Genomic DNA, 23,376 nt, shown 5'->3' with positions numbered 1-23,376 from the left:
ACGGTTGTAAATATTACGAGCTTAAATTTATTAAAGACGTAACCGTGACATCCCGCCACAGGCAAAATCTGCCTGGCGGAGCGGCGTGGTTAATCCACGATTAACCACGTGCGGTCAGACATTCGGGGCATGGCCAACGTCACCTCCATCCGCAGCGTCGTCGAGTCGGCGATCCAGCGCGCCTCCAGCGCGACGGGCGTGGACTTCACCTTCCTGATGGGCGCGGCCAAGCGAGAGAGCGGCTTCAACCCCAACGCCAAGGCCGGCACCTCCTCGGCGTCGGGCCTGTTCCAGTTCGTCGATCAGACCTGGCTGTCGACGCTGAAAAAACACGGCTCCAAATACGGCTACGCCCGCTATGCCGACCTGATCCAGCAGGGTTCGGACGGCAAGTACCGGGTGGCCGGCGACGAGGCGCGCAAGGCGGTGCTGAGCCTGAAGTTGGATCCGCACGCCGCCTCGCTGATGGCCGGCGAACTGACCTCCGACCATGCCTCCTACCTGCGCGGCCGGGTCGGGCGCTCGCCGACGGCCGGCGAGCTCTACGCCGCCCACTTCCTGGGACCCCAGGGCTCGGCGCGGCTGATCGAGGCCGTGGGCGCCAGCCCCGGGGCCAGCGCCGCCGCGATGTTCCCCGACGCGGCGGCCGCCAACCGCTCGATCTTCTATCGCGAGGGCCGCTCCGCCACGGTCAGCGAGGTCTATGCCAACCTGACCCGGACCGGCGGCGCCACGCGCGTCACCCCCGACTCCGATCCGACGCCCGCCGCAGAGACAGGCTTCGTGCAATATGCCACGGGCCGCCGGCTGGAGCGCATCCAGCAAGAGCAGCAACTGGTGGACCTGATCCTGCGCGGCTCGCAAGGGGTCGATGACGGCTTTGGCCTGTCGTCGGCCGGCGGCGGCTCGTCCGCCCAGCGGATGACCAGCTCGATGTTCTCGTCCGAGATGCTGCGCATGCTGTCCGACGCCGGCGACGGGACGAAGAGCAATCGGTAGCAAATCTTCCTCTCCCTCCCCGTAAAGGAGAGGGAAAGTTTCAGAGGCTTGCCAGCCCTGCAATCTCGTCCTCCGAATAACCCGCCTCCGCCAACACCGCCGCCGTATGCTCGCCAAGCTTAGGCGCCGGCCCCCTCGGCCCATCTTCCGACCCCGGAAACCGCGCCGGACCCGCCGGGGCGGGGAAGGTCCCGCCCTTCCCATCCGGGGTCTCCACGAAACACCCCGCCGCCGCCGCCTGCGGGTCGCTGACCAGATCGCGCGGCATCTGCCAGGGCGCCCAGGTGATGTCGCCGGCGTCGAGGGCGGCCTTGGCCTCTTCGTAGTCCATGGCGGCGAAGGCCTGGTCTAGGATCTCCACCAGGGCCGAGGTATTGTCGCGGCGCAGGCGGGCCGTCGTGAAGCGCGGATCGTCGGGCAGGTCGGGGCGGCCGGCGGCGGCGGCGATCTGGCGCCAGTCGGTGGAGCCTTGCCGGGCCAGCAGGCATATCCACCGCCCGTCGCGGGTCTTGAAGAAATTGGCCAGGGGCTGCACGGCCTCCTTGCGAGGCCGGGTCGAGGCCAGCTTCCCGAACCGCAGCTGGATCGCCATGTCCGAGCCGATCGCATAGACGCCGGTGCGCAGCAGCGAGGTCTCGACCAACCGCCCGACTCCGGTGCGCTGGCGCTCGTGCACGGCCGCCAGGATCGCCGACACCGTCGCCAAGGATGTGACGTGGTCGCCCATGCCGGTGCGGATCGGGAACGGCTCCTGACCCTTGGGGGCGGTGATCGCGCCCACCCCCGCCCGTGACCAGAAGGCCGCCACGTCCATGCCCGGCTTGCCGGCGTCGGGGCCTTCCAGGCCATAGCCGGTCAGGCTGCAATAGATCAGGCGCGGATTGACCGCCTTCAGGGTCTCGTAGTCGAGGCCGGCGCGCGCCAGAGCGGCGGGGCGCACATTGGTCAGGAAGATGTCGGCGTCCTTGACCAGGGCCTTCGCCGCCGCGCTGCCCCCGGGAGAGCGGATGTCGAGCACCACCGAGCGCTTGCCGCGGTTGTCGAGTTCGAAGATCGGGTTGGCGTCCTGGTCCGAGCCCAGGCTCTCGAAGAAGCCGCGCATCGGGTCGCCGTCGGGCGACTCGATCTTGATCACGTCGGCGCCCCAGTCGGCCATGATCCCGGCCGCGCCTGGGGCGGCGATATAGGTGGCCAACTCTATGACCCGCAGATCGCGCAGCATCGCATCCTCCCGTTTTATCGTTGGGAGGAGTGTGGACGACTTAAACGTCTGTTGGGAAGAGGCTAGGCGACCGCCGCCTGGTTGGCGCTCTTGCGGCCCAGGGTGGCGGCGTCGGCGACGGCGCGGGCTACGGCGGCGACGCTGACCGGCTTGCGCAGCACGGTGTCGGCCCCGGCGTCCAGGCACTCGCGGGCCTCGTCGGCGTCGCCGCCGATCACCGCGATGATCGCCACATGGCGATTGGCGCCGTCCAGGTCGCGCAGGGCGCGGGCGGTCTGGGGACCGTCCATGATCGGCATCCGGCCGTCCAGCATCACCAGGTCGAAGTCGCAGATCTTGGCCAGGTCCAGGGCTCGGCGCCCGTTCTGGGCGTGCACCACCTGGTGGCCCAACTGCTCCAGGATGGCCCGCAGCATGGCGGCGTTGAGGGCGTCGTCCTCGGCCACCAGGATGCGCAGGTTGCGCGGAGGGGCGCCAGCCGGTTCAGCGGCCTGGGCGGCCTCGCGGTCGGTCTCGATCGCGCAGACGACGGACTCGTCGAAGGGCAGGGTCAGGGTGAAGCAACTGCCCACGCCCACGGCGCTGGAGGCCTCCAGCGCGCCGCCCATCAGCCGAGCCAGCTGCCGCGACAGCGACAGGCCCAGGCCCGCGCCGTTGACGCCGGCGCCGGTGCGCTCGATGCGCTGGAAGGCCTGGAACGCCTGCTCCATCTCCTCGGGCGACAGACCCGGACCGGTGTCGGCCACCGCGATGGCGATCTGGTCGCCACGCCGCTCGACCCGCACCTCAATACGGCCGCGAACGGTGTACTTGACGGCGTTGCCGACGATGTTGGCGACGATCTGGCGAGTGCGGAGCGCGTCGCCGATGGCGGCGCCCTGTTGGCGGTGTTCCAGGTCTGGCTCGATATGGACGCTCAGCTCCAGACCCTTGGCCATGGCGTGCGGGCGGTCGAGTAGGACCAGGTCGCGGATCAGGCGCACGGGTTCGAAGGCCACCGCCTCGACCGCGAGGCGGCCGGACTCGGCGATTTCGGAGTCCAGGGTGGCGTTGAGCACGGCGACCAGGTCCTGGGCGGCGTCGAGGGCGGCGTTCAGCTGTTCGCGCGACGGGGCGGCGCGACCGCCCTTGCCGGCGGCGGCGGCCAGAACGTGGGTGACGCCAGTCAGGCCGTTGCGGATCTCGTGGCTGAGAGTGGCGACGATGTCGGACTTGGAGCGAGCGACGCGCTCGGCGTGCTCCAGCACCCTCAGCCGCTCCTCAAGCAGGGCCTCGTGGGCCAGGGCCAGGGCGTGCTGGCGGCGCAGCATGCGGTTGAGCACCAGCGACAGCGCCATGGCCAGGGCGATGGCGCCCCAGGCCATGGTTCCGGCCCTCTGGCTCTCGGCGCGTGAGAACAGCAGGGCCAGCGGGCCCATGGCTGCGATCGGTGCGGTAATCAGCAGGGCGATGAGGTTGGGTGCGGAGAAGAAGATGCAGACTACCGAAGCGCCGACAGCCAGCAGCAGCAGGGTCTCGCGCGCCGCGCCCGCGCCATCGGCAAAGGCGGCCATCTGGCTGACCGCCACGGCCCACAGCAGGCCCGACAGCACCTGCACCCGCGAGCGCCGCGCCACGTCCTGGGCCGCTGGCGTCCGCAGCCAGGCGACGACGCCGTAGAAGATGCCCCAGTTGATGGCGAACACGCTAAAGCTCATCGCCAGCCAGCCGGCATTGGCGGCGAAGGATCCGGCCCAGACATAGATCGGCAGGCTGACCGCGAATACCGCCAGAGCGTAAGGCAAAAGCGCGGCCTGGGCGTCAAGCGCCATGCGGACGTCGGCGCCGCTCGAGGCGGGGTCGTGAGATCGGCGCTCGGCGAACAACGGTCGGATTCCTCGGGGTATCCGAGAAGCCTAAGGCGGTCGCGGTTTGCGTCCCGTTACGGCTTATCGTTAATCCACAGCCCTTCGAGCACAAACAATCGTTAAGCTTAACGCGAGATGATCTGATTCCACGCTGTTCCCCGGGGGATAGGGGAGACACCCATGGCCACCACCCGCGCCGCCCTCACCGACCAAGATATCCGCATGCTGGTGAAGGGCGCGACCCCTGACGAGCGCGCCCTGGCGGCCCACAAGCTGTGTCGAACCATCGACCGCGCCGAGCTGGACGAGGATCAACGCACGCTGGCGGACGAAATCCTGCGGGTGATGGCGGGAGACGCCGCCGAGCTGGTGCGCCGCGCCCTGGCCGTGACCCTGCGCAACTCACCGGTGCTGCCGCCGGACATCGCCAACAAGCTTGCCCGCGACGTCGAGAGCGTGTCGCTGCCGATCATCAGCTTCTCGCCGGTGTTCAGCGACGCCGATCTCGCCGAAATCGTCCGTCTCGGCGGCCCCATGCGGCAGATGGCGGTGGCCAAGCGTCCCAGGCTGTCGAGCAAGGTCACCGCCCTGCTGGTCGAGCAAGGGTCGGAGGAGATGGTCGCCACCATCTGCGCCAACGACAACGCCCGGATGTCCGAGACCGCGCTGCAAAAGGCGCTGAACCGGTTCTCCACCTCGGAGAAGGTGCTGACCGCCGTCGCCTATCGCACGAGCCTGCCGCTGGCCGTGACCGAGCGCCTGATCGACATGGTCGGCGACCAGCTTCGCGACTACATCCTAGACCACCATGCCCTGTCGGCCGAGCGCACGCTGGAACTGATTCTGGGCGCCAAGGAGCGGGCCACGATCGATCTCGTCGATCAGGCCGGCCGCGCCGCCGACGCCAAGGGCTTCGCCGCCCACCTCAACAGCGTCAAGCGCCTGACCCCGTCGCTGCTGCTGCGGGCCCTGGCCCATGGCCACATGAGCTTCTTCGAGTGGGGCGTGGCCGAGCTGGCTGGCGTACCGCATCACCGCACCTGGCTGATGATCCACGACGCTGGCGACCTGGGCCTGAAGGCGATCTGCGAGCGGGCTGGCCTGCCGCCGCGCCTGTTCCCCGCCTTGCGGGCCGGCGTCGACGCCTTTCACGCCATGGATTATGACGGCCGTCCCGGCGACCGCGAGCGTTTCCAGGAGCACATGATCCAGCGGTTTCTCACCTCGTCCACGGCGATGTCGCGCGAGGATACCGACTATCTGCTGGCGCGGGTGGACCGGCTGGGTGAACAGGCCAAGGGAGCGGCCGCGGCGGGCTAACCCGAACATCCGTTCGAACCCTCTGGGCAACCGCGCGCATTTCCGACAAGCTGACGCCATGTCAGAGCGCCCCGAAGAGCCGATAAGGCCCGCCGCCACCATCCTGCTTCTCCGCGATGCGCCGTTCGAGGTGCTGATGGTCAAGCGACACCACCAGATCGACTTCGCGGCGGGCGCCCTGGTCTTTCCGGGCGGCAAGAGCCACGCCGGCGACCATGATCCCGCCTGGACCGACCACGCCACCGGCTGGGACAGCGTCGGGGAGGACGGCCCGGCCCTGCGCATCGCCGCGATCCGCGAGGCCTATGAGGAGGCCGGCGTGCTGCTGGCCCGCGACGCCGAAGGCGAGACCTATGTGGGCGAGGCGGCGATCGACGTGCGGGCCGCCGTCGCCGACGACCGCGTGACCTTCCTCGACGTCGTGCGTGATCTGGGGCTGAAGCTGGACCTGGCCGCCCTGACCATCTTCGCCCGCTGGATCACCCCGCCGCTGATGACCAAGCGCTTCGACACCTGGTTCTACGTCGCCCACGCGCCCCTGGCCCAACTGGCGATCTGCGACGGCCACGAGGCGGTCGACGCCGAGTGGATCGCGCCCGGCGAGGCCCTAGCCTTGGCGGCGTCCGGCGAACGGAAGGTGATCTTCCCCACCCGGATGAACCTGCAATTGCTTGCCGAAAGCGCGAGCCCGACCACCGCCATCGACACCGCGCGAAGCCGACCGCTGGTCACGGTCGAGCCGTGGGTCGAGGGGGCGTCGCTGCGCATCCAGCCCGACGCCGGCTATGGCGCGGCGGCCGAGCCGCTGTCGGCGCTGTAGGGCCTCGCTTCGAGGCCGACGGCGCCCGATTTCGCGGGCCGAAACCGATCAAAACCGCTAATCAGACGACATGGATCGTAGACGTAGCCTCCTCATCGTCGGCGGCGGGACAGCGGGTTGGCTGACGGCGGCCTACCTGGCCAAGCATCTGCAAGTGGCCGAGCACGCGCGCCTGGACATCACCGTGCTGGAGTCGCCCGACATCGGTATCATCGGTGTTGGCGAGGCCACCTTCCCGACCATCCGCAACACCCTGCAATTCCTGGGCATCGACGAGGCGCGTTTCATCCGCGAGACCTCGGCCACCTTCAAGCAGGGCATCCGCTTCAACGACTGGGCGCAGACGCCAAAGGACGGCGCCCGCCACCACTTCTTCCATCCTTTTGAGCCGCCGTTCTCGACCGACGGCTCCAGCCTGGCGCCGTACTGGTTGCTGCAGGACGAGGCGACGCGCGCGCCGTTCGCCGAGGCCATGACCATCCAGTCGCGGGTCGCCGACGCCCAGCGGGCGCCTAAGCGTCCGCACGAGGGCAATTTCGCCGGTCCGCTGAACTATGCCTACCATTTCGACTCGGCCCGGCTGGCCGAGGTTCTGGCCGAACGCGCCGTCGAGTTGGGCGTGCGTCATCTGAAGGGCGCGCTGCAAACGGTGGAACTGGACGCAACCGGCGCGATTGACCACGTGATCTCTGTCGAGCATGGCCGGCTGGAGGCCGATCTCTATATCGACTGCACGGGCTTCCACGCCGAGCTGATCGGCAAGGCCATGCAGTCGCCCTTCAAGTCGGTGCGCGATATTCTGTTCGCCGACCGGGCCATCGCCTGCAAGATCCCCTATGATCGTCCCGACGCGCCGATCCAGAGCTTTACGATCGCCACTGCGCACGAGGCGGGTTGGACCTGGGACATCGGCCTGAACGGAGCCCGGGGAATCGGCTGCGTCTATTCCAGTGGCCACATGGACGACGACCAGGCCGAGGCGATTCTGCGCGGCTACATCGGCGACACCGCCGCCGAGATCGCCCCGCGCAGCATCGCCTTCGATGCCGGCTATCGTCAGAAGCAGTGGGTGAAGAACTGCGTCGCCGTGGGCCTGTCGGCTGGTTTTCTGGAGCCCTTGGAATCGACCGGCGTGGTCTTGATCGAGGCGGCGGTGGCGATGATCGCCGAGCTCTTCCCCCATAACGGGCCGATCGGAGCCCCCGCCTTCCGCTTCAACGAACTGATGACGGCCCGCTACGACAACATCATCACCTTTCTCAAGCTGCACTACTGCATCAGCCAGCGCGCCGAGCCATTCTGGCGCGACAACAGAAATCCGGCCTCGATCCCCGACCGGCTGGCCGATCTACTGGAGCAATGGCGCTATCGCCCGCCGACGCGTTTTGACTTCATCCTGGATCTCGAGACCTTCGCCTTCTTCAACTACCAGTACATCCTCTACGGCATGGGCTTCAAAACCGACCTGTCGCCGGGACGGGCGGAGTTCCCCAACGTCGCGGCGGCCGAAACCCTGTTTCGCAAGATCCGCGGCTTTGGCGAACGCGCCACCCAGGACCTGCCCAGCCACCGCGACCTGATCGCGCAGATCAACCGGTTCGGGTTCGATCGGGCTCTGGAGAGCGCCTGAAACGAGGCGGACGACGGGCTCGACATCTTTTGTCTCAAGCGAAGCTGCGCCGTGAACGGCTCCTTAGGGCTATTGGCTCAACTCTTGCTCTCGTTGTGCGAGTGCCGAACGCTTTGGGGGCGAGGGATAGGCGAGTGGATCATAGCGGACCAATCCCAGCAGCGAGAGCGCTGGGTCCTTTCTTCGTGACGATTCGCCGGCTGTTTCATCCCGTCGCGTTGTCGCTCGTCGCCACCCACCTGGCCCTGCTGGCTTTGGGCTGGTGGACCCTGCGCCATCTCGTTCCCGACACCGTGGTTCTGCATCTCTTCGGACACGTCCAGCTGGTGCATGAGGTGCACCGGCGCGTGATCGACCGCACGCTGGAACTCGGCGCCCTGCTGCCCGCCGTCTTCCTGGTCGAGTACTTGTGGGTGGGGTGGCGGAAGAGCTCGGTGCGGCACCTGCTGGTCGAGCGCACCGCTTCGGGCTGGTCCGACTTGGCCTGTTACTTTTTCCAGCTGGCGCCGGTTTCGACCATGGTCGCCGGGATCATGAGTTTCGGCGTCGTGTACGTTTCGGGCGCAGGGCTGCGATGCCTTTTCGCCGACGCGACCGGGATCGATATCAGCATCGCCGGCGCTCCCCTGTTGCTTCAAACCGCGATCCTGTTCCTGCTTTACACGCTGCTCGACTATTGGAGCCATCGCCTGGACCACTCGCGCGTGTTCTGGCCGCTGCACCGGTTCCATCACGCCGCGGAGTCGTTCTCGGTCCTGACCGCCGCCCGCGTGCACCCGGCGATGTTCACTGCCGTGGTCGGCGCCATCCTGCCGGGCGTTCTGCTGGGTTCGGACCCCGCGGCCCTGGCCCAAACCGGCATCGTGATCATCATCATTCGGCTTCTGATTCACTCGCGGATCGAGTCCAACTTCGGCTGGGTCGGCCGTTGGGTCGTGCAGTCGCCGCTGCACCACCGCCTGCATCACAGCCTCAACCGGATGCCGATCAACCTCGCCCTCCTGCCCATCTGGGATCGTCTGTTCGGGACGTGGCGCGACGCCCCGCGGGAAGCCATGCGGATCGGGACGCCGGCGCCCTACCGCCATGGGGCCTGGTTCGTGCCGGACCTGTGGCGCGACTATTGCGAGTTCTGGACAGGCGTCAAAACGCTCGCCTTCGAAGGGCTCGTCGGGCTCAAACAGGCACCTCGCGCGCCACTGCGGGACCTGGCCTCGGAAGCGGACGCATAAGAAGGGCCCCGCTCCAGAGGAGCGGGGCTAAGGCAAGCGGCTTTCAAGACCTTGCCTAGAGCATCGCGCGGAAAAGCGGCCACCGGTTTTGCGCAAAAGCGATGCGAAAACAAAAATCTAGAGCAAGCCGTGCGATTTCTATATCGCGCGGCTTGCTCTAGGCGGCTTTGGCCGCGGCTCCGTCCAGCGCTTCGAGCTCGCCGCTCTCCCGCGCCTTCTTGCCGTAGACCACCTCGAACAGGGGGCTGGCCATCACCGTGGTGACGATGGCCATCAGCACCAGCATCGAGAACAGGGTCGGGCCGATGATGCCCTTCTGCAGGCCGATATTGATGATGATCAATTCCATCAGGCCGCGCGAGTTCATCAGGGCGCCGATGCCCAGGGCCGTTCGGTTGTCCTCGCCCGACAGGCGGGCGGCGGCGTAGCAGGCCACGCCCTTGGCCAGGATGGAGGCGGCCAGGATGCCGATCGCGATCAGCAACAGCTGGGGCGAGTTGACCATGTCCATCCGGGTGTTGAGGCCCGAATAGGTGAAGAACATCGGCAGCAGCAGGACGACGGCCAGCGGCTCGACCTTCTTCTTAAGTTCCTCGACGAACAGGCCGCGCGGCATGACGGCGCCCAGCATGAAGCCTCCGAAGATGGCGTGGATGCCGACGGCGTCCATCAGGAAGGCCGACAGGCAGAACAGCATCAGGGTGATGGCCAGGATCGTCGGGCTCATCTTGCCTTCGCGCTCAACGATCCGGCCCAGGGGGGCCAGCAGGCGCGGACCGAAAAAGGCCAGGAACAGGGCGTAGGTCACGCCGCCGCCGATCGCCAGGACCGCCACGCCAGGGCCGCCGCCGAAGGTGGCCAGCACCACGGCCAGCACGCACCACGACACCGCGTCGTCAAAGGCGCCGGCCGTCAGCGACAGGGTGCCCAGCGAGGTCTTCGCCAAACCACGCTCATTGATGATCCGAGCCAACATCGGGAAGGCGGTCAGGGCGATGCAGGCGCCCAGGAAGAGGGTGGCGTTGGCGCGCGAGATGCCCTCGGCGAACAGGCCAGGCACCTTCAGCAGGAAGGGGGTGATGGCGACGGCGATCAGGAACGGCGCGATGATGCCGGCCAGAGAGACGCTGGCGGCGCTCTTGGCCTTGGCCTTGAAGTGCGCGGCCTGGAAGCTGGTGCCGACCATGAACATGTACAGGCCCACGCCCAACTGGGCGCCGACATAGAGGACGTTCTTGGTTTCCTTGGGAAACAGCATGCCCTGGAAGTGCGGGAACACAAGGCCCAGCAAGGACGGGCCCAGGACCACGCCGGCGATCATCTCGCCCACGACCTGGGGCTGACCCAGAAGCTTCTGACCTAGCCAGCCGACCACGCGGCAGGCCAGCAGGATCACCGCGAGCTGCAGGAAGAAGTGAACGCTGAAATCGCCCGGCGCATAGCTGTGCGCGGCGGAGGCGGTTGCCGGCCCGTGCGGCGCGAGAATGCCGCTGACGGTGCTGACAAGACTGGCGATGATGTCGGACACGTACTGTCCCCCCTTGTGAAAACCCCTCGGCGTTGACCGCCGTTGGCGCCAAGCCGCGCAGACTTGGCTTTGGCTCGCAAGTTGAAATTCCGTTTTTGACGAGGTTGTACAGAAGATTGTTTTTGCTGGCTTATTCCCTGTTGCCGGAAGGTCACAATGTAGTAACGTACCTACAAGACAGCCTTGTCAATGTAGGTATTTGGATCCGTGAAAGTCATCTCCAGCCGCGACTTCAACCAGGATGTCAGCCAGGCCAAGCGCGCCGCGCGGATCGAGCCGGTGTTCGTCACCGATCGCGGCAAGGCGACTCACGTGCTGATGAGCGTGGAGACCTATCGCCGGCTGACCGGCCAGACCGAGACCATAGTTGACCTGTTGGCCATGCCAGGACTTCCGGCCATCGACCTCGACGCCGCGCGTTCGGATGACGCCTGGGACCGCCGGAGCGGCGGCTGATGTACCTGCTCGACACCGACATCGTCTTCGAGCTGCGCAACGCCAAGTCGGGCGGGACCGACCCGGGGCTGGCCGGCTGGGCGGGCGGGGTGGCGCGGGCCAGCCTTTTCATCTCGGCGCTCACCTTGCTGGAGCTGGAGACTGGGGTAGGGCGCGCCGAGCGTCGAGACAAGATCCACGGCTTGGCCCTGCGAGCCTGGCTGGACGTCCAGGTCGCGCCCGCCTTTGACGGCCGCATCCTGCCCGTCGATGCGGCGGTGGTTCGCCGCTGCGCCCAGCTGCCGCACGGGGGAGGGCGCGACGCCCTGCTGGCCGCCACGGCCCTTGAGCACGGCCTGACCCTGGTGACGCGCAACATCGCGGCCTTCAAGGCCACGAAGGTCAAGCTGTTCAACCCTTGGGGCTACGCCCCCGACGCCGCCAGCGAAGACGAGGACTGGGGCCAGGCCGCCAAGGCCGGCTCGCACTGGTTGAAGAACATTTTTGTGCGGGGGTAGGGGGCGTCACATCTCGGAGAGAGGTCATCGACCTTTCCAGCGCGTTCCTTCTCCCGCAAGGGGAGAAGCAAATCGCGGCGCTGGAATGAGCGGCGGATCTACGCCGCCGGCAGCTTCGCGCCCGCAGCGCCCACCCAGGTGATGATGTCCGCCAGTGTCTTGCTGTTGGCCTGGTCATAGGCCTGGACGATCGCGCCGACCCGGTTGTCCGACGCCTTGACCCGCGTCTGGAACACCTTGTCGCCGAGCAGGGCGCGGTCGCCGTTGCGGGTCATGACGGCCCGGATCTCGACCAGCACCTCGGGCGCCGCCTTGGGGCCGTCGACATAGTCGGTCTCGAAGGCGCGGACCTCGAGGCGCAGGGCCATGGCGGCCTTGCCGGTTTCGCCGCGGGTGACCAGGCGGGCGGGGCTGCTCTCGGCCTCGAAGGCCCGGGCGGCGGCTTCGTCGAACAGCACGATGGCCGGCGACACCCAGCGGGCGCCGGCGATATAGGCGGCCTCGCCATTGGTGAAGGTCAGCAGCCGGTCGCCCATGGCCGCGCGGGTGAAGACGGTCGGGGTCTTGAACACCCCGAACGACTTCTCCACCGGCGCGCTGGTCGCGGCCGGGGCCGCCGTGCCGAAGCGGTAGAGGCCCGACGGATCCGCCTTGGGGAACAGGCTGATGCAGCCGGTGAGGGCCAGGGCCGTAGCGGCGACCGCCAGGGATCGCAGGGCGACGCGCCCAACGCTCATGGAAAGAGTGCTCACGGCTGGACCTCCAGTTCCTTGGCCGGCGCCTTGCTGACCAGGGCGCGCGGGTTCTGTTCGACCTCGCCGACCAGGCGGTCGAGCGACTCGGCGGCCGATTGCAGGGTGACGACGGCGGCCGACAGCTGGGGCAGGCCGGTGGTGGCGAAGTCGCTGGTCGGGCCTTCCAGCTTGCCGACCATGCCGCGCACGTCCTTGGCGGTGGCCTTCAGCTCGTCGGCGGCGTCGCCCAGATTGGCCAGGGTCCGCTTGGCGTCGCCATTGACCAGGCCATTGGCCGAGTCGGACAGCTGGCCGATCCGCGTCGAGGTGGCTTCGATGCTCTGCAGGGCCTGCTGGGCGTCGGCGATGATCTCCTTGCGCTCGCGCAGCTCTGCGGTGACGGACTGCACGTCGCTGATCGCGGCGCTGACCGTCTTGACGTTGTCATCCGACAGCACGCGGTTGATGCGGTCCAGCGCCTCAATGGTTCGGGTGAGCACCGTGCCGCCGCCCTCCAGCAGGTCTGAAAGCGCGCTGCGCTGGCTGCGGATCACCGCCACCTCGTCCTTCTTGACCGTGCTCTTCAGCAAGGGCTTGGCGGGCGCGCCGGCGGTGATCTGGATGTAGTTGACGCCCGTGATGCCCTGGGGCTCCAAGGTGGCGAAGCTGTCCGTCTTGATCGGCACGTCCGAGGTGACGCGCACCCGGGCGATGACCCGGTTGGGGTCACTCTTGTCCAGCGCGATCTTGGTGACCTCGCCGACCTTGATGCCGTTGAAATGTACCTCGCCGCCGTCCTGCAGGCCGCGAACGGGCCCGACGAACAACACGTCGTACAGGTCATATTCCTGGTTGAAGCTGAGCTTGGCCAGCCAGACGACGAAGATCAGCAGACCCATGAACAGGATCAGCGTCGCTCCCCCGACCAGGGCGTAGTTGGCGTTTCTTTCCATTAACTCGTCCTTGGTGTCGCCTGCGGCGCGGGTTGAGGCGTCGCCTTGCCGGCGGCCGCGCGACCGCGCGGTCCCATGAAATACTCTTGAATCCAGGGGTGGTCGTTCTTCTCCAGCTCCTGGGCGGAGCCGGTGGCGACCACATGCTTGTCGGCGATCACCGCGATGCGGTCGGTGATCTCGTAGAGGGTGTCCAGGTCGTGGGTGATCATGAACACGGTCAGGTCCAGGCTGTCGGACAGGTCCTTGATCAGGGTGTCGAAGGCTGCGGCGCTAATCGGATCCAGGCCGGCCGTCGGCTCGTCGAGGAACAGCAGCTCGGGGTCCATGGCCAGGGCCCGTGCCAGGCCCGCGCGCTTGCGCATGCCGCCCGACAGCTCGGCGGGCTTCAGATTGCCGGCCCGGGCGGGCAGGCCAACCAGGGCGATCTTCAGGTCAGCCAGGTGGTCGATCTCGCGCCTGGGCAGGCGGGTATGCTCGTGCAGCGGCGCGGAGACATTCTCCCGCACGGTCAGGTTCGAGAACAGCGCGCCCTGCTGGAACAGCACGCCCCAGCGCCGCTCGATGACGTTCCAGCGCTTGCGCGAGGCGTCGGCCATGTCCTGGCCAAACAGCTTGACCGTGCCGCCGTCGGGGACCTTCAGGCCGATGATGGTGTTGAGCAGCACCGACTTGCCGGAGCCCGAACCGCCGACCACGCCCAGCACCTCGCCGCGATTGGCGGTCAGGTCCAGGTTCTCGTGGATGATGTTGTCGCCAAACCGCGAGACCAAGCCCGTGACCCGGACCGGCGGCGCCTCGGCGGTCGATGGGGCTTGGTCTTCGGCGGGAGCGGCGATGACCGAAGTCATACGTCTATCTCCATGTAGACCAGGGCGAAGATCGCATCGATGGCGATGATCGCGAAGATGGCCTGGACGACGGCGGAGGTCACGCGGCGGCCGAGAGATTCGACGTCATTGCCGACTTCCATGCCCTGGCGACAGCCAATGGCGGCGATGACCATGGCCATCACCGGCGCCTTGGACATGCCGATCCAGAAGTGCTGCACGCCGACGCTGTCGTTCATGCGCTGCAGGAAGAAGCCCGGCGACAAGTCCAGCACCGCCCAGGTCACCGCGATGCCGCCCGCGAGGCCGGCCAGGGTGGCCACGAACGTCAGCAGGGGAATCGTGATCAGCAGGGCGGTGAAGCGCGGCAGGACCAGGGCTTCGTAGGGGTCAACGCCCATCACCTGCATGGCGTCGATTTCCTGGTTCATCTTCATCGAGCCGATCTCGGCCGCGAAGCTGGAGGCCGAACGCCCGGCCAGCAGGATGGCGGTAATCAGGATGTTGAACTCGCGCAGCACCGAAATGCTGACCAGCTCGACCGCGAACACCTGGGCCCCGAACTGGGTCAGCAGGTTGGCGCCCAGCAGGGCCACGACCGCGCCGATGAAGAAGGTGGTGGTGGCCACGATCGGAATGGCGTCAAGCCCGGCGCGCTCGGCCAGCGAGAAGACCGGGGCCCAGCGAATGCGGCTGGGCTTGGCAATGCAGCGGCCGATGGCCACCAGCAAGTGGCCCAGGAAGGCGAGGGTGCTGTAGAGATCGTCGCCCAGGCCATACACGCCGCGGCCAACGCGTTCGAGCAGGGCCTGGAAGCCGCGACGGGGCGGGGCGGCCTCCGGCTCGACCTGGACGGCGTCGCCGACCAGTTTCAGCAGGCGCTCGGTCTGGCTGCTGGCCTTGATGTGACCGGCTGTGACCCGGCCGTCAGCGGCGCGGATGATCGCATAGGCCCCGGCTGTGTCGCAGCGAGTGAGGTTGGTCAGGTCCAGATCGACGGCGTCCGAGCCATCCAAGGCGCCGACAAGACGCTCGCCGGCATCGACCATGCCGCGCGCGGTCCAGTCGCCGGAAAGCACGGCTGTGCGATGGCCGTCGATGTCCTCGAAGGTAAAATCAGCCGGCGCGCCCATGAAGCCCTTAGGTCTCTCTTTCCAGACGTCGCAACCCTAGCAAAGAGGTCGACCAAAGCCCAAACGCACCAAGGTCGCGCTTGTTGCGCGCCGTGATAGACGCGCCTGCCACGTCACGCCAGCAGCCTCGTCGCCGATCGCCCTATCGGCGCCCTGTTCCAAGGCGAAAAGGCCAATCGGCGCCGTCCAGGCCGCGTTCGGTAGCGCGGTGACGTCGGGTTGCTTTAGAAGGCCAGCATGTATTCGAGTTCCGTGAACCGGCGCGCGGCGCTCGGCAAGCTTTCGCTATCGGCCGTGCTGGCCCTGGCCCCCCGGCTGGCGATGGCGCGGGCCGGGGAGGAAGCCGAAGTCGAGGACGCCGCCGAGCCCTTTTCCGTCGGACTGCTGCGCGAACGCGCCCGCCGCCTGGCCGCGACTTCCTATATCCAGCCCGCGCGCCAGCCGGCCCTCTCGGGTCTGTCCTACGACGACTATTTCCGCATCCGCTTCCGGCCCGAGGCGGACCTGTGGAAGGACCGGCGTCCCTCCTTCCGCGCGGAGTTCTTCCCGCCCGCCTATCTCTATTCCCTCCCGCTGCCGATCCACGAGGTCGCCGCAGGGCTGGCCCGGCCGATCGCCTTCGACCCGGCGATGTTCGACATTCCCGGCGAGCATGCTGATGTCGCCAAGGCCTGGAACGGCTTTTCGGGCTTCCGCCTGCTCTATCCGCTGAACGACGCCGACAAGCTGGACGAGATCGCGGTGTTCCAGGGCGCCAGCTATTTCCGCAGCCTGGGCCGCGGCCAGCGCTACGGCCTCTCGGCGCGCGGCCTCGCGATTGGGGCGGGTGAGCCCAACGAGGAATTTCCCGACTTCATCGCCTTCTGGCTCGAGCGGCCCCAAAACACCAGTGAGGCCCACCAAGGCGAGGCAGTGGTCGTCCACGCCCTGATGGACAGTCCCAGCTGCGCCGGCGCCTACAGCTTCACGATCCGCCCGGGCGAGGACGTGGTGTTTGACGTGACGGCGTCCATCTTCCCGCGCGTGGCCATGGCCAAGGCCGGCGCAGCGGGGATGAGCAGCATGTTCCTGTTCAACGTGGCCGCCGCCTCGCCGGTCGATGACTTCCGCACCGCCGTGCATGACAGCGACGGCCTGGCGATCTGGACCGGGGCCGACGAGCATCTGTGGCGGCCACTGCAGAACCCCAAGGCCCACCGGCTCAGCAATTTCCCCGACGAGAACCCCAAGGGCTTTGGCCTAGTGCAGCGAGCCCGCGCCCTGGAAGACTTCGGTGACTTGCAGGCCCGCTACGACCTGCGGCCCAGCCTGTGGGTCGAGCCCCTGGACCCCTGGGGCAAGGGCGCCGTCCATCTGGCCGAGCTGGCGACCACCAAGGAGAGCGACGACAACATCGCCATCTTCTGGCGGCCAGAACAGCCGTGGGCGGCGGGCTCGCAGGTCGATCTGCGCTACCGCCTGCACTGGGGCCAGGAGCGCTTCGCCACCCCCGGCGCGCGGGTGTTCCGCACGCGCACAGGCGCCGACGCCCAGGCGGGCCTGCGGCTGTTCACCGTTGACCTGCAGGGCGGGGCGCTCGCCGAGGGCTTGGACGGGGTGGCCCTGGAGGTCGAGGCGACGGGCGGCGAGATCGCCTGGCGGGCCCTGTCGCCCTATCCGGAAGACGCCTCGGCGCGGGCGGCGTTCGGGCTGAAGCCGGCGGCCACGAACGCGGACCTGTCGCTGCGGCTGCTGCGCGGCGGGGCGCCGATTTCGGAGACATGGCGCTATCTGTGGAGCGCCTGAATGCCAAGCTTCAATCTTGGTTAATGAATTCCCGTCACGGCTCTCTGCAACAGATTTCGTGAATCGGAACTCCTCGCATGAGCGCCAACCCGCAACTCGACCAGCGCATGGCCTTCATGCGTTTCGATCATCGGTCGAGGACGGCTTTGCAGGCGGCCAAGCCGGCCCTCGACGCCGCGATCCCCTCGGCGTTGGACAGCTTCTACGTCCAGCTGAAAGGCTTCGCCGAGACTAGCGGTCTCTTCCAGGGCGGGCGCGGTGAAAGCGCCCAGGCCCGCCAGGTGGCGCACTGGAAGCGGATGACCTCGGGCGATCAAGGGGCCGACTACCTGCAGGCGGTCGAGCGCGTCGGCCAGTCCAACGCCCGCGCGGGCCTTGAGCCGCGTTGGTCGATCGGCGGCTACGCCCTGGTCGTCGAAGGCTTGATCCGCGCCGTGCTGGCCAAGCGCCGCAAGGGCGGGCTGTTCGGCGGCGGCAAGGCCGACACCGACGGCGCCGATCAGGTGGTGGCCCTGACCAAGGCGGTGTTCCTCGACATCGATCTGTCGGTCTCGGCCTATTTCTCGGTGCTGCTGGAAGAACGCGACCGGCTGGAGGCCGAGCGCCAGGCCTCCGACCGCCAGCGCGCCGCGGCCATCGCCGCCTTGGGCGTGGCCCTGTCGCGCCTGGCGGCCGGCGACCTGTCGGCGCGGGTTGAGGGCGTGCTGTCAGCCGAGTTCGAGAGCTTGAAGAGCGACTTCGACAACGCCGCCGCAGCGCTCGACAAGACCATGAACGCGGTGACCCGCGCCACCTCGGGCATCCGCGCCGGGGCCGACGACATTGCCCACGCCGCCGACGACCTGGCCCAGCGGACCGAGCAGCAGGCCGCGACCCTGGAACAGACCGCCGCCGCCGTCGAACAACTCACCGCCACCGTCGACCGCACCGCCAGGAGCGCCAAGGCGGTCTCTGTTCAGGTCCGGCAAGCCGCCGCCGACGCCCAGGCCTCGGGCGCGGTGGTGACCCGCGCGGCCCAGGCCATGACGCAGATCGAAAGCTCTTCGGACAAGGTCTCGCAGATCCTCGGCGTCATTGACGAGATCGCCTTCCAGACCAACCTGTTGGCGTTGAACGCCGGCGTCGAAGCGGCGCGGGCCGGCGACGCCGGTCGCGGTTTCGCGGTCGTCGCGCAGGAAGTCCGCGCCCTGGCCCAGCGCTCGGCCGACGCCGCCAAGGAGATCAAGACCCTGATCGCCGACTCCAGCCGCAAGGTGGGCGAGGGCGTCGACCTGGTGGGCCAGACGGGTGAGGCCCTGCGTGGCATCGTCGACAAGGTGGGCTCGATCGACGCCTTGGTCGACGAGATCGCAGCCTCGGCCAACGAGCAGGCTTCCGCCCTGGGGCAGGTCAATGTGGCCGTCAACCAGCTCGACCAGGTCACCCAGCGCAACACCGCCATGGTCCAGCGATCCACCCAGGCCACCCACGCCCTGCGGGCCGATGCGGCGGACCTATCCAACCATGTCGGCGGTTTCCGCACGGGGGCGGGGTTTGTTCAGGCCGACACGCCAGCGCCGGAGGTCCGCGCTCGCGCCCCGGCGTTCGCCCGCCCAGGACGATGAGGGCCGGGCTGCAACCGCTGAGGCGCGGAGCCTCACCCTTCCGCCACCGCCGCCGTCGAAGCGCGGTGGATCAGGGTGAACGGCAGCAGTTCGTCCCGTGGCGGCTGGGTTTCGGCGCCGCTGTAGCGGGCCACGCCGTTGATCAGCATCTTGGTGGCCAGGGTCGACATCTCGACCAGCGGCTGGCGGATGGTGCTCAACTGGGGACGGCTCAGGCGCGAGACAGGGCTGTCGTCGAAACCGGCCACCGACACCTCGCCGGGCACGCTGATCTCGGCCTCGGCTGCGGCGGCAAGTGCTCCTAACGCCATTTCATCGGAGCTGGCGAAGATCGCCGTCGGGCGGACGGGCAGGGCCAGCAGGGCCGTCGCCGCCTCGTGGCCGGACTCGAACGTGAAGTCACCCTGGCGGATCCAGGCCTTGTCGACCTTCAGGCCGCGCGCCTTCATGGCGGCCAGATAGCCCTCGCGTCGGGCCTGGCTGGCGCCGTAGCGCTTGTCGCCCATGATGAAGCCGATCCGCGCGTGACCAAGGTCCGCCAGGTGCTCGGTCATCTCGCGGGCGGCGGCGACGTCGTCCATGTGGACGCGGGCGCCCAGGCCCTCCGGCTTTTCAGGACCTAGGCGCACATAGGGCGTGCCGGACTTGTCGAGCAGTTCCAGCACCACGGCGTTGTCGCAGCTGGGCGGGGTTAGGATGACGCCGTCGGGCTTCAGGGCGGCTAGCAGGGCGCCGACCTCCTGGCGCACCTTGGGGTCGTCATGGTCGATCAGCTCCACCAGCAGGTGATAGCCCGCGCCCCGGCATTCCAGCGTCGCGCCCAATTGAATGCGCTGCAGGTAGTCCGAACCGCGCTCGCTGCGCCAGTGGTCGATGGTCAGGGCGGCGTCGGCGAAGACGGCGATCACGAACGAGCGCGACCCGGCCAGGCTGCGGGCCGACAGGTTCGGCGCGTAGCCCAGGGCGTTGGCCGCCTCGAGCACCCTGTCGCGCATCGCCGGGCGGACATTGGGTTCCTTGTTCATGACTCGGGAGACCGTCTTGATCGACACTTCCGCCCGCGCCGCCACGTCGTAGATCGTCACCGACGCCATGGGCCCGCCAAGTCTGGTTTGATAGGACTCATCTCCATGGCGTCAGCCTAGAGCAACTGGGCGGCATAAGGCGACGTTCGCTTTTGAAAAATCGGCGAGACGGGCGCTTTCGGTGGCGGTCCTGGCTTGTATCACCCGGCGGGCGAGGTCAGTGTCGCGCCAATCGCGGCATAGACCGCACGTTTTCGGGGGGCGTGATGTCGGCGGTGGAGGTCGAAGCGATCGATAAGGCAAGGCCGACCGTGCCCGTCAAGGCGGGCTTCATCGCTGCCTTCACGATCGCCCAGATCGGGGCCTATGTCAGCTTCATGCCCCTGATCCAGGTGCTGTTGCCGCTGAAGGCCGAGGCCATTGACCCGGGTCACAAGGCGGTGGTGCTGAGCCAGGTGGCGATCTGGGGCGCGATCGTCGCCAGCGTCGCCAACCTGCTGGCCGGAGCGATCAGCGACCGCACCACCTCGCGTTTCGGCCGTCGCCGGCCCTGGATGATCGCCGGGGCGTTGGGAACGGTCGCTTCCTATCTGATGATCATGCGCGCCCACAGCGCGGCCACTCTGATGCTGGGCGTGGTCTGTTTCCAGTTGGCCTTCAACCTGCTGTTCTCGGCTTTGTTGGCGGTGCTGCCGGACCGGGTGCCCGACGTCCAGAAGGGCCGGGTGGCGGCCTTTCTCAGCCTGGGCCATCCGATCGGCGCCATGGCCGGTGCGGTGCTGGTGGGCGGCCTGCTGTTCACCGAAGGCTCCCGCTACCTGGCGATCGGGCTCGTGCTGCTGATCGCCATCGCGCCCTTCGCGCTCAGCCTCAACGACGCGCCCCTGCCGATCAGCGAGCGGCCGACCCTGAAATGGCGCGCCTTCCTGGCCGACCTGTGGGTCAATCCGGTGAAGTATCCCGACTTCGCCCTGGCCTGGATCAGTCGGTTCATGGTGCTGGTCGCGATCACTCTGACCCAGTGTTACATGCTCTATTATTTGCAGGACGCGCTGCACTACACGCGCCTTTTCCCGGGCCGGCGGGCCGAGGAGGGCCTGGCCCTGCTGACCACGGTGGCCACCTGCGCCAATGTCACCTGCGGCATGCTGGGCGGCATGCTCTCGGACCGCCTGCGGCGTCGCAAGCTGTTCGCGGCCGGCGCGGCCCTGACTTTGGCGGCGGCGATGATCACCTTCTCGCTGGTGCCGGCGTGGCCGATCGTCGTCCTAGGCTTCCTGATCTTCGGCTGCGGGGCGGGCTGCTACTACGCCGTCGACATCGCCCTGGTCAGCCAGGTGCTGCCCTCGCAGAAGAACGCCGGCAAGGACCTGGGGGTGATCAACCTGGCCAACACCCTCCCCCAGGCCCTGGCCCCGGTGCTGGCCCTGTACTTCCTGGGGCCGACCCACGTGAACTATCACGCTCTCTATCTGGTCGCCGCGGGCCTTGCGACGGCTGGCGGCCTGGCGATCCTTCCGATACGGGGCGTGCGTTAGCGCTTCCGCGAGGGTCCCTGTGGCCGACCTGATCCCCATCGACGATCCCAACGACTCGCGCGTGGCACCCTATCGCGACATCAAGGAGCGCGATTTGGTCGGCCGCCAGGGCCTGTTCATCGCCGAGGGCGAGACCGTGCTGCGGGCCTTCGTCCGCGACAGGCCGGATCGAGTGCAGTCGCTGCTGGTCGATGGCAAGCGGGCCGACAAACTGGCGGCGGTGTTCGAGGCCCTGCCCGACGGCGTGCCGGTCTATGTCGTCGGCCAGGCGGTGCTGGACGCCATCGCCGGCTTCCACCTGCACCGCGGCGTGCTGGCCGTGGGGCGCAAGCCCGAGCCGCTGAGAGCGGAGGCCTTGTTGGCGCAAGCCGGCGAGCGGGCGGTGGTGCTCATCCTGATGGGCATCGCCAATCACGACAATCTCGGCGGCATCTTCCGCAACGCAGCCGCCTTCGGCGTGGACGGGGTGATCCTCGACGGCGACTGCTGCGATCCCTTCTACCGTAAGGCCATCCGCGTCTCGATCGGCGCGACAATGAGCGTGCCCACCGCCTGGCTGGCGCCGGGGGAGGACGTTGTGGCCTTGCTCGAGCGTCACGGCTTCCAGGGTTTGGCGTTGAGCCCGGCGGCCGACCAGACCCTGGCCGCGCTGGTCCCGCCGGCGCGCGCGGCGGTGCTGCTGGGCGCCGAGGGGCCGGGGCTGTCGGCCGAGGTGATGGCGCGGGTACGGACGGTGGGCATCCCGATGGCCGGCGGTTTCGACTCGCTGAACGTCGCCACCACCAGCGGGATCGTGCTGCACCACCTGCGGTTCGCGGGGGGTTAGGCGCCAAGGCAATGACACCGGTGACTTGCGGTGGCGAACAGGGGGTCCTACGGTTCCCGAAAGTTGCTTAGGGACGTCGCCATGTTGAACCGTCGGGGAACCCTGGCCAGCCTGACCGGCGGCCTGCTGGCCTCGGCCGTCGCGGGCGCCGCCCAGGCCAAGGCGAAACCTAAGACCCAGGCTCCTCCCATGGACCCCACGGAAATCCTGTCCCTGTGGCCCGGCGATCCGCCCGGCGCGAGCGGCGTCACGGTGGTCGAGACGATCATCGAGCGCGGGGACCCCAAGGGCCTGCGCGACCGCGCCGTGACCCACACCCGCAAGCCGACCCTGACCGTGATCCGCCCCGCCAAGCCCAATGGCGCGGCGGTGATCCTGATGCCCGGCGGCGGCTATGAGCGGGTGGTGACCGACAAGGAGGGCTTCGAGACCGCCCGCTGGCTGGCCGACCATGGCTATACCTGTTTCGTCCTGCTCTATCGCCTGCCCGGCGACGGGTGGGGCGCGGGGCCCGACGCGCCGCTGCAGGACGCCCAGCGCGCCGTGCGGCTGGCGCGGTCCAAGGCGGCGGCGATGAGGTTCGACCCGGCGCGCGTGGCGATCATGGGCTTCTCGGCCGGCGGGCACCTGGCCGCCAGCCTGACCACCCGCTTCGACGCCAAGGTCTATGACCCGGTCGACGCCGCCGACGACCTGTCGGCCCGGCCGGACCTGTCGTGCCTGATGTACGCCGTGGTTTCCATGGCCGACGGCCCGGCCCATGGCGGCTCGCGCAAGCAACTGCTGGGGCCCTCGCCGACGCCCGAGCAGATCGCGCTCTATTCGCCCGACCAGACCGTCACCGACCGCGTCCCGCCGGTGTTCCTGGTCCACGCCGCCGACGACAAGACCGTGCCGGTGGCCAACAGCCTGATGATGTTCACGGCCCTGAAGGCCAAGGCGGTCCCGGCCGAGTTGCACGTCTTCGAGGAGGGCGGCCACGGGTTTGGGATGCGGTCTATCACAGGCAAGCCGGTGGCGGCCTGGCCGGCGCTGTTCGCGACGTTTGCGAAACGGCACGGGGTCTAGTGGAGAGAACGCGACGTTTGAGTCCCCCTGGAAATCGCTCGATCCCTTTCCCGAGAAGGATTTGGGCGGGTTCCAAGCGACTGAATCTCACCACTAGGTTAAACCCGCTCATCCCGGCGAATGCCGGGACCCAGATCCCAAAGCGATTGGGCGAGCTATATAAGCAAAGCGCTCATGGCGTCAGCTCCAGCCCCTTCCCAATCCGCCCGCAACGGCAAGGCCGCGCCTTTAAACCTTGCTGGCGAGCTTGCTCTGGCGTGGGTGCGCGGGAAAGTAGCCGCGCGGCCGCCCCCCCGCCGGGGCGGGGCCGGGGGGCGGGCGGGGAGGGG

Annotated in this window: 20 protein-coding genes; 12 read left to right on the top strand and 8 right to left on the bottom strand. The window is 68.1% G+C overall.

Going from position 1 to position 23,376, the window contains the following annotated elements; translation table 11 throughout:
• Positions 1–129 precede the first annotated feature (129 nt).
• On the top strand, positions 130–999 hold the full coding sequence (locus ACP7AG_RS14535; RefSeq protein WP_426012854.1) for a transglycosylase SLT domain-containing protein: 870 nt from the start codon (positions 130–132) through the stop codon (positions 997–999).
• 40 nt (positions 1,000–1,039) lie between these two features.
• Here the strand turns inward: ACP7AG_RS14535 and ACP7AG_RS14530 are convergent, their stop codons facing one another.
• Positions 1,040–2,221, bottom strand: a complete 1,182-nt coding sequence (locus tag ACP7AG_RS14530) for a CaiB/BaiF CoA transferase family protein (protein WP_426031679.1) — start codon at positions 2,219–2,221, stop codon at positions 1,040–1,042.
• A gap of 62 nt (positions 2,222–2,283) precedes the next feature.
• Positions 2,284–4,086: an ATP-binding protein gene (locus tag ACP7AG_RS14525; protein WP_426012851.1), complete on the bottom strand. Its 1,803-nt coding sequence runs from the start codon at positions 4,084–4,086 to the stop codon at positions 2,284–2,286.
• A 162-nt stretch (positions 4,087–4,248) separates the two neighbouring features.
• On the opposite strand from ACP7AG_RS14525, the gene spbR reads away from it, so the two are divergent.
• From spbR to ACP7AG_RS14505, 4 genes are all read left to right on the top strand, one after another.
• Entirely contained in the window at positions 4,249–5,388 is a 1,140-nt protein-coding gene (gene spbR, locus ACP7AG_RS14520; RefSeq protein WP_426031677.1) for a pole-localized protein SpbR, read from the top strand.
• Between the two features lie 58 nt (positions 5,389–5,446).
• Positions 5,447–6,208: an NUDIX hydrolase gene (locus ACP7AG_RS14515; protein WP_426012847.1), complete on the top strand. Its 762-nt coding sequence runs from the start codon at positions 5,447–5,449 to the stop codon at positions 6,206–6,208.
• A 70-nt stretch (positions 6,209–6,278) separates the two neighbouring features.
• Entirely contained in the window at positions 6,279–7,838 is a 1,560-nt protein-coding gene (locus tag ACP7AG_RS14510; RefSeq protein ID WP_426012845.1) for a tryptophan halogenase family protein, read from the top strand.
• 185 nt (positions 7,839–8,023) lie between these two features.
• Entirely contained in the window at positions 8,024–9,070 is a 1,047-nt protein-coding gene (locus ACP7AG_RS14505) for a sterol desaturase family protein (protein ID WP_426012844.1), read from the top strand.
• Between the two features lie 157 nt (positions 9,071–9,227).
• Here the strand turns inward: ACP7AG_RS14505 and ACP7AG_RS14500 are convergent, their stop codons facing one another.
• Positions 9,228–10,598: a cation:proton antiporter gene (locus tag ACP7AG_RS14500; RefSeq protein WP_426012842.1), complete on the bottom strand. Its 1,371-nt coding sequence runs from the start codon at positions 10,596–10,598 to the stop codon at positions 9,228–9,230.
• A 207-nt stretch (positions 10,599–10,805) separates the two neighbouring features.
• On the opposite strand from ACP7AG_RS14500, the gene ACP7AG_RS14495 reads away from it, so the two are divergent.
• Together ACP7AG_RS14495 and ACP7AG_RS14490 are read left to right on the top strand one after the other, a co-directional pair.
• Positions 10,806–11,054 carry a type II toxin-antitoxin system Phd/YefM family antitoxin gene (locus ACP7AG_RS14495; protein WP_426012840.1) on the top strand — a complete coding sequence of 83 codons (249 nt, stop codon included), beginning with the start codon at positions 10,806–10,808 and terminating at the stop codon, positions 11,052–11,054.
• A complete protein-coding gene (locus tag ACP7AG_RS14490; RefSeq protein ID WP_426031675.1) occupies positions 11,054–11,551 on the top strand; it encodes a type II toxin-antitoxin system VapC family toxin in 498 nt (165 codons plus the stop codon). Before ACP7AG_RS14495 ends, ACP7AG_RS14490 begins: the two co-directional genes overlap by 1 nt.
• Positions 11,552–11,649: 98 nt before the next feature.
• Here ACP7AG_RS14490 and ACP7AG_RS14485 read toward each other — a convergent pair whose 3' ends face one another.
• From ACP7AG_RS14485 to ACP7AG_RS14470, 4 genes are read right to left on the bottom strand one after another with little or no spacing between them, the layout of a single operon-like run.
• Positions 11,650–12,303 carry an ABC-type transport auxiliary lipoprotein family protein gene (locus ACP7AG_RS14485; protein WP_426012836.1) on the bottom strand — a complete coding sequence of 218 codons (654 nt, stop codon included), beginning with the start codon at positions 12,301–12,303 and terminating at the stop codon, positions 11,650–11,652.
• Positions 12,300–13,238, bottom strand: coding sequence for an MlaD family protein (locus ACP7AG_RS14480; RefSeq protein ID WP_426031673.1), 939 nt, complete (start codon positions 13,236–13,238; stop codon positions 12,300–12,302). The genes ACP7AG_RS14485 and ACP7AG_RS14480 overlap by 4 nt, the downstream gene beginning before the upstream one ends.
• Complete coding sequence (locus ACP7AG_RS14475; RefSeq protein ID WP_426031697.1) at positions 13,238–14,077, bottom strand: ABC transporter ATP-binding protein; 840 nt, start codon at positions 14,075–14,077, stop codon at positions 13,238–13,240. The genes ACP7AG_RS14480 and ACP7AG_RS14475 overlap by 1 nt, the downstream gene beginning before the upstream one ends.
• Positions 14,078–14,085: 8 nt before the next feature.
• Complete coding sequence (locus ACP7AG_RS14470; protein WP_426031671.1) at positions 14,086–15,201, bottom strand: ABC transporter permease; 1,116 nt, start codon at positions 15,199–15,201, stop codon at positions 14,086–14,088.
• Between the two features lie 237 nt (positions 15,202–15,438).
• Here ACP7AG_RS14470 and ACP7AG_RS14465 point away from each other — a divergent pair, with 237 nt between their 5' ends.
• Positions 15,439–16,986 carry a glucan biosynthesis protein G gene (locus ACP7AG_RS14465; RefSeq protein WP_426031669.1) on the top strand — a complete coding sequence of 516 codons (1,548 nt, stop codon included), beginning with the start codon at positions 15,439–15,441 and terminating at the stop codon, positions 16,984–16,986.
• A 77-nt stretch (positions 16,987–17,063) separates the two neighbouring features.
• On the top strand, positions 17,064–18,590 hold the full coding sequence (locus tag ACP7AG_RS14460; protein ID WP_426012827.1) for a methyl-accepting chemotaxis protein: 1,527 nt from the start codon (positions 17,064–17,066) through the stop codon (positions 18,588–18,590).
• A 32-nt stretch (positions 18,591–18,622) separates the two neighbouring features.
• On the opposite strand, the gene ACP7AG_RS14455 is transcribed toward ACP7AG_RS14460, so the two are convergent.
• Positions 18,623–19,684, bottom strand: coding sequence for a LacI family DNA-binding transcriptional regulator (locus ACP7AG_RS14455; RefSeq protein WP_426031667.1), 1,062 nt, complete (start codon positions 19,682–19,684; stop codon positions 18,623–18,625).
• 197 nt (positions 19,685–19,881) lie between these two features.
• On the opposite strand from ACP7AG_RS14455, the gene ACP7AG_RS14450 reads away from it, so the two are divergent.
• From ACP7AG_RS14450 to ACP7AG_RS14440, 3 genes are all read left to right on the top strand, one after another.
• Positions 19,882–21,153 carry an MFS transporter gene (locus tag ACP7AG_RS14450; protein WP_426012824.1) on the top strand — a complete coding sequence of 424 codons (1,272 nt, stop codon included), beginning with the start codon at positions 19,882–19,884 and terminating at the stop codon, positions 21,151–21,153.
• Positions 21,154–21,172: 19 nt separating this feature from the next.
• Entirely contained in the window at positions 21,173–21,979 is an 807-nt protein-coding gene (locus tag ACP7AG_RS14445; protein ID WP_426031665.1) for a TrmH family RNA methyltransferase, read from the top strand.
• 81 nt (positions 21,980–22,060) lie between these two features.
• Positions 22,061–23,047: an alpha/beta hydrolase gene (locus tag ACP7AG_RS14440; protein WP_426031663.1), complete on the top strand. Its 987-nt coding sequence runs from the start codon at positions 22,061–22,063 to the stop codon at positions 23,045–23,047.
• Positions 23,048–23,376: the final 329 nt, after the last annotated feature.

It is taken from the genome of Caulobacter sp. DWP3-1-3b2, assembly GCF_049896325.1.
Taxonomy (GTDB): Bacteria; Pseudomonadota; Alphaproteobacteria; order Caulobacterales; family Caulobacteraceae; genus Caulobacter.
This window is presented reverse-complemented; position numbering and strand designations above follow the sequence as displayed.

Bases quoted from the DNA above. Each gene is read 5' to 3' on its own strand.
- ACP7AG_RS14535 (WP_426012854.1), top strand. From the start codon at position 130: ATGGCCAACGTCACCTCCATCCGCAGCGTCGTCGAGTCGGCGATCCAG.
- ACP7AG_RS14530 (WP_426031679.1), bottom strand. From the start codon at position 2,221: ATGCTGCGCGATCTGCGGGTCATAGAGTTGGCCACCTATATCGCCGCC.
- spbR (WP_426031677.1), top strand. From the start codon at position 4,249: ATGGCCACCACCCGCGCCGCCCTCACCGACCAAGATATCCGCATGCTG.
- ACP7AG_RS14515 (WP_426012847.1), top strand. From the start codon at position 5,447: ATGTCAGAGCGCCCCGAAGAGCCGATAAGGCCCGCCGCCACCATCCTG.
- ACP7AG_RS14510 (WP_426012845.1), top strand. From the start codon at position 6,279: ATGGATCGTAGACGTAGCCTCCTCATCGTCGGCGGCGGGACAGCGGGT.
- ACP7AG_RS14490 (WP_426031675.1), top strand. From the start codon at position 11,054: ATGTACCTGCTCGACACCGACATCGTCTTCGAGCTGCGCAACGCCAAG.
- ACP7AG_RS14480 (WP_426031673.1), bottom strand. From the start codon at position 13,238: ATGGAAAGAAACGCCAACTACGCCCTGGTCGGGGGAGCGACGCTGATC.
- ACP7AG_RS14470 (WP_426031671.1), bottom strand. From the start codon at position 15,201: ATGGGCGCGCCGGCTGATTTTACCTTCGAGGACATCGACGGCCATCGC.
- ACP7AG_RS14465 (WP_426031669.1), top strand. From the start codon at position 15,439: ATGTATTCGAGTTCCGTGAACCGGCGCGCGGCGCTCGGCAAGCTTTCG.
- ACP7AG_RS14460 (WP_426012827.1), top strand. From the start codon at position 17,064: ATGAGCGCCAACCCGCAACTCGACCAGCGCATGGCCTTCATGCGTTTC.
- ACP7AG_RS14455 (WP_426031667.1), bottom strand. From the start codon at position 19,684: ATGGCGTCGGTGACGATCTACGACGTGGCGGCGCGGGCGGAAGTGTCG.
- ACP7AG_RS14450 (WP_426012824.1), top strand. From the start codon at position 19,882: ATGTCGGCGGTGGAGGTCGAAGCGATCGATAAGGCAAGGCCGACCGTG.
- ACP7AG_RS14440 (WP_426031663.1), top strand. From the start codon at position 22,061: ATGTTGAACCGTCGGGGAACCCTGGCCAGCCTGACCGGCGGCCTGCTG.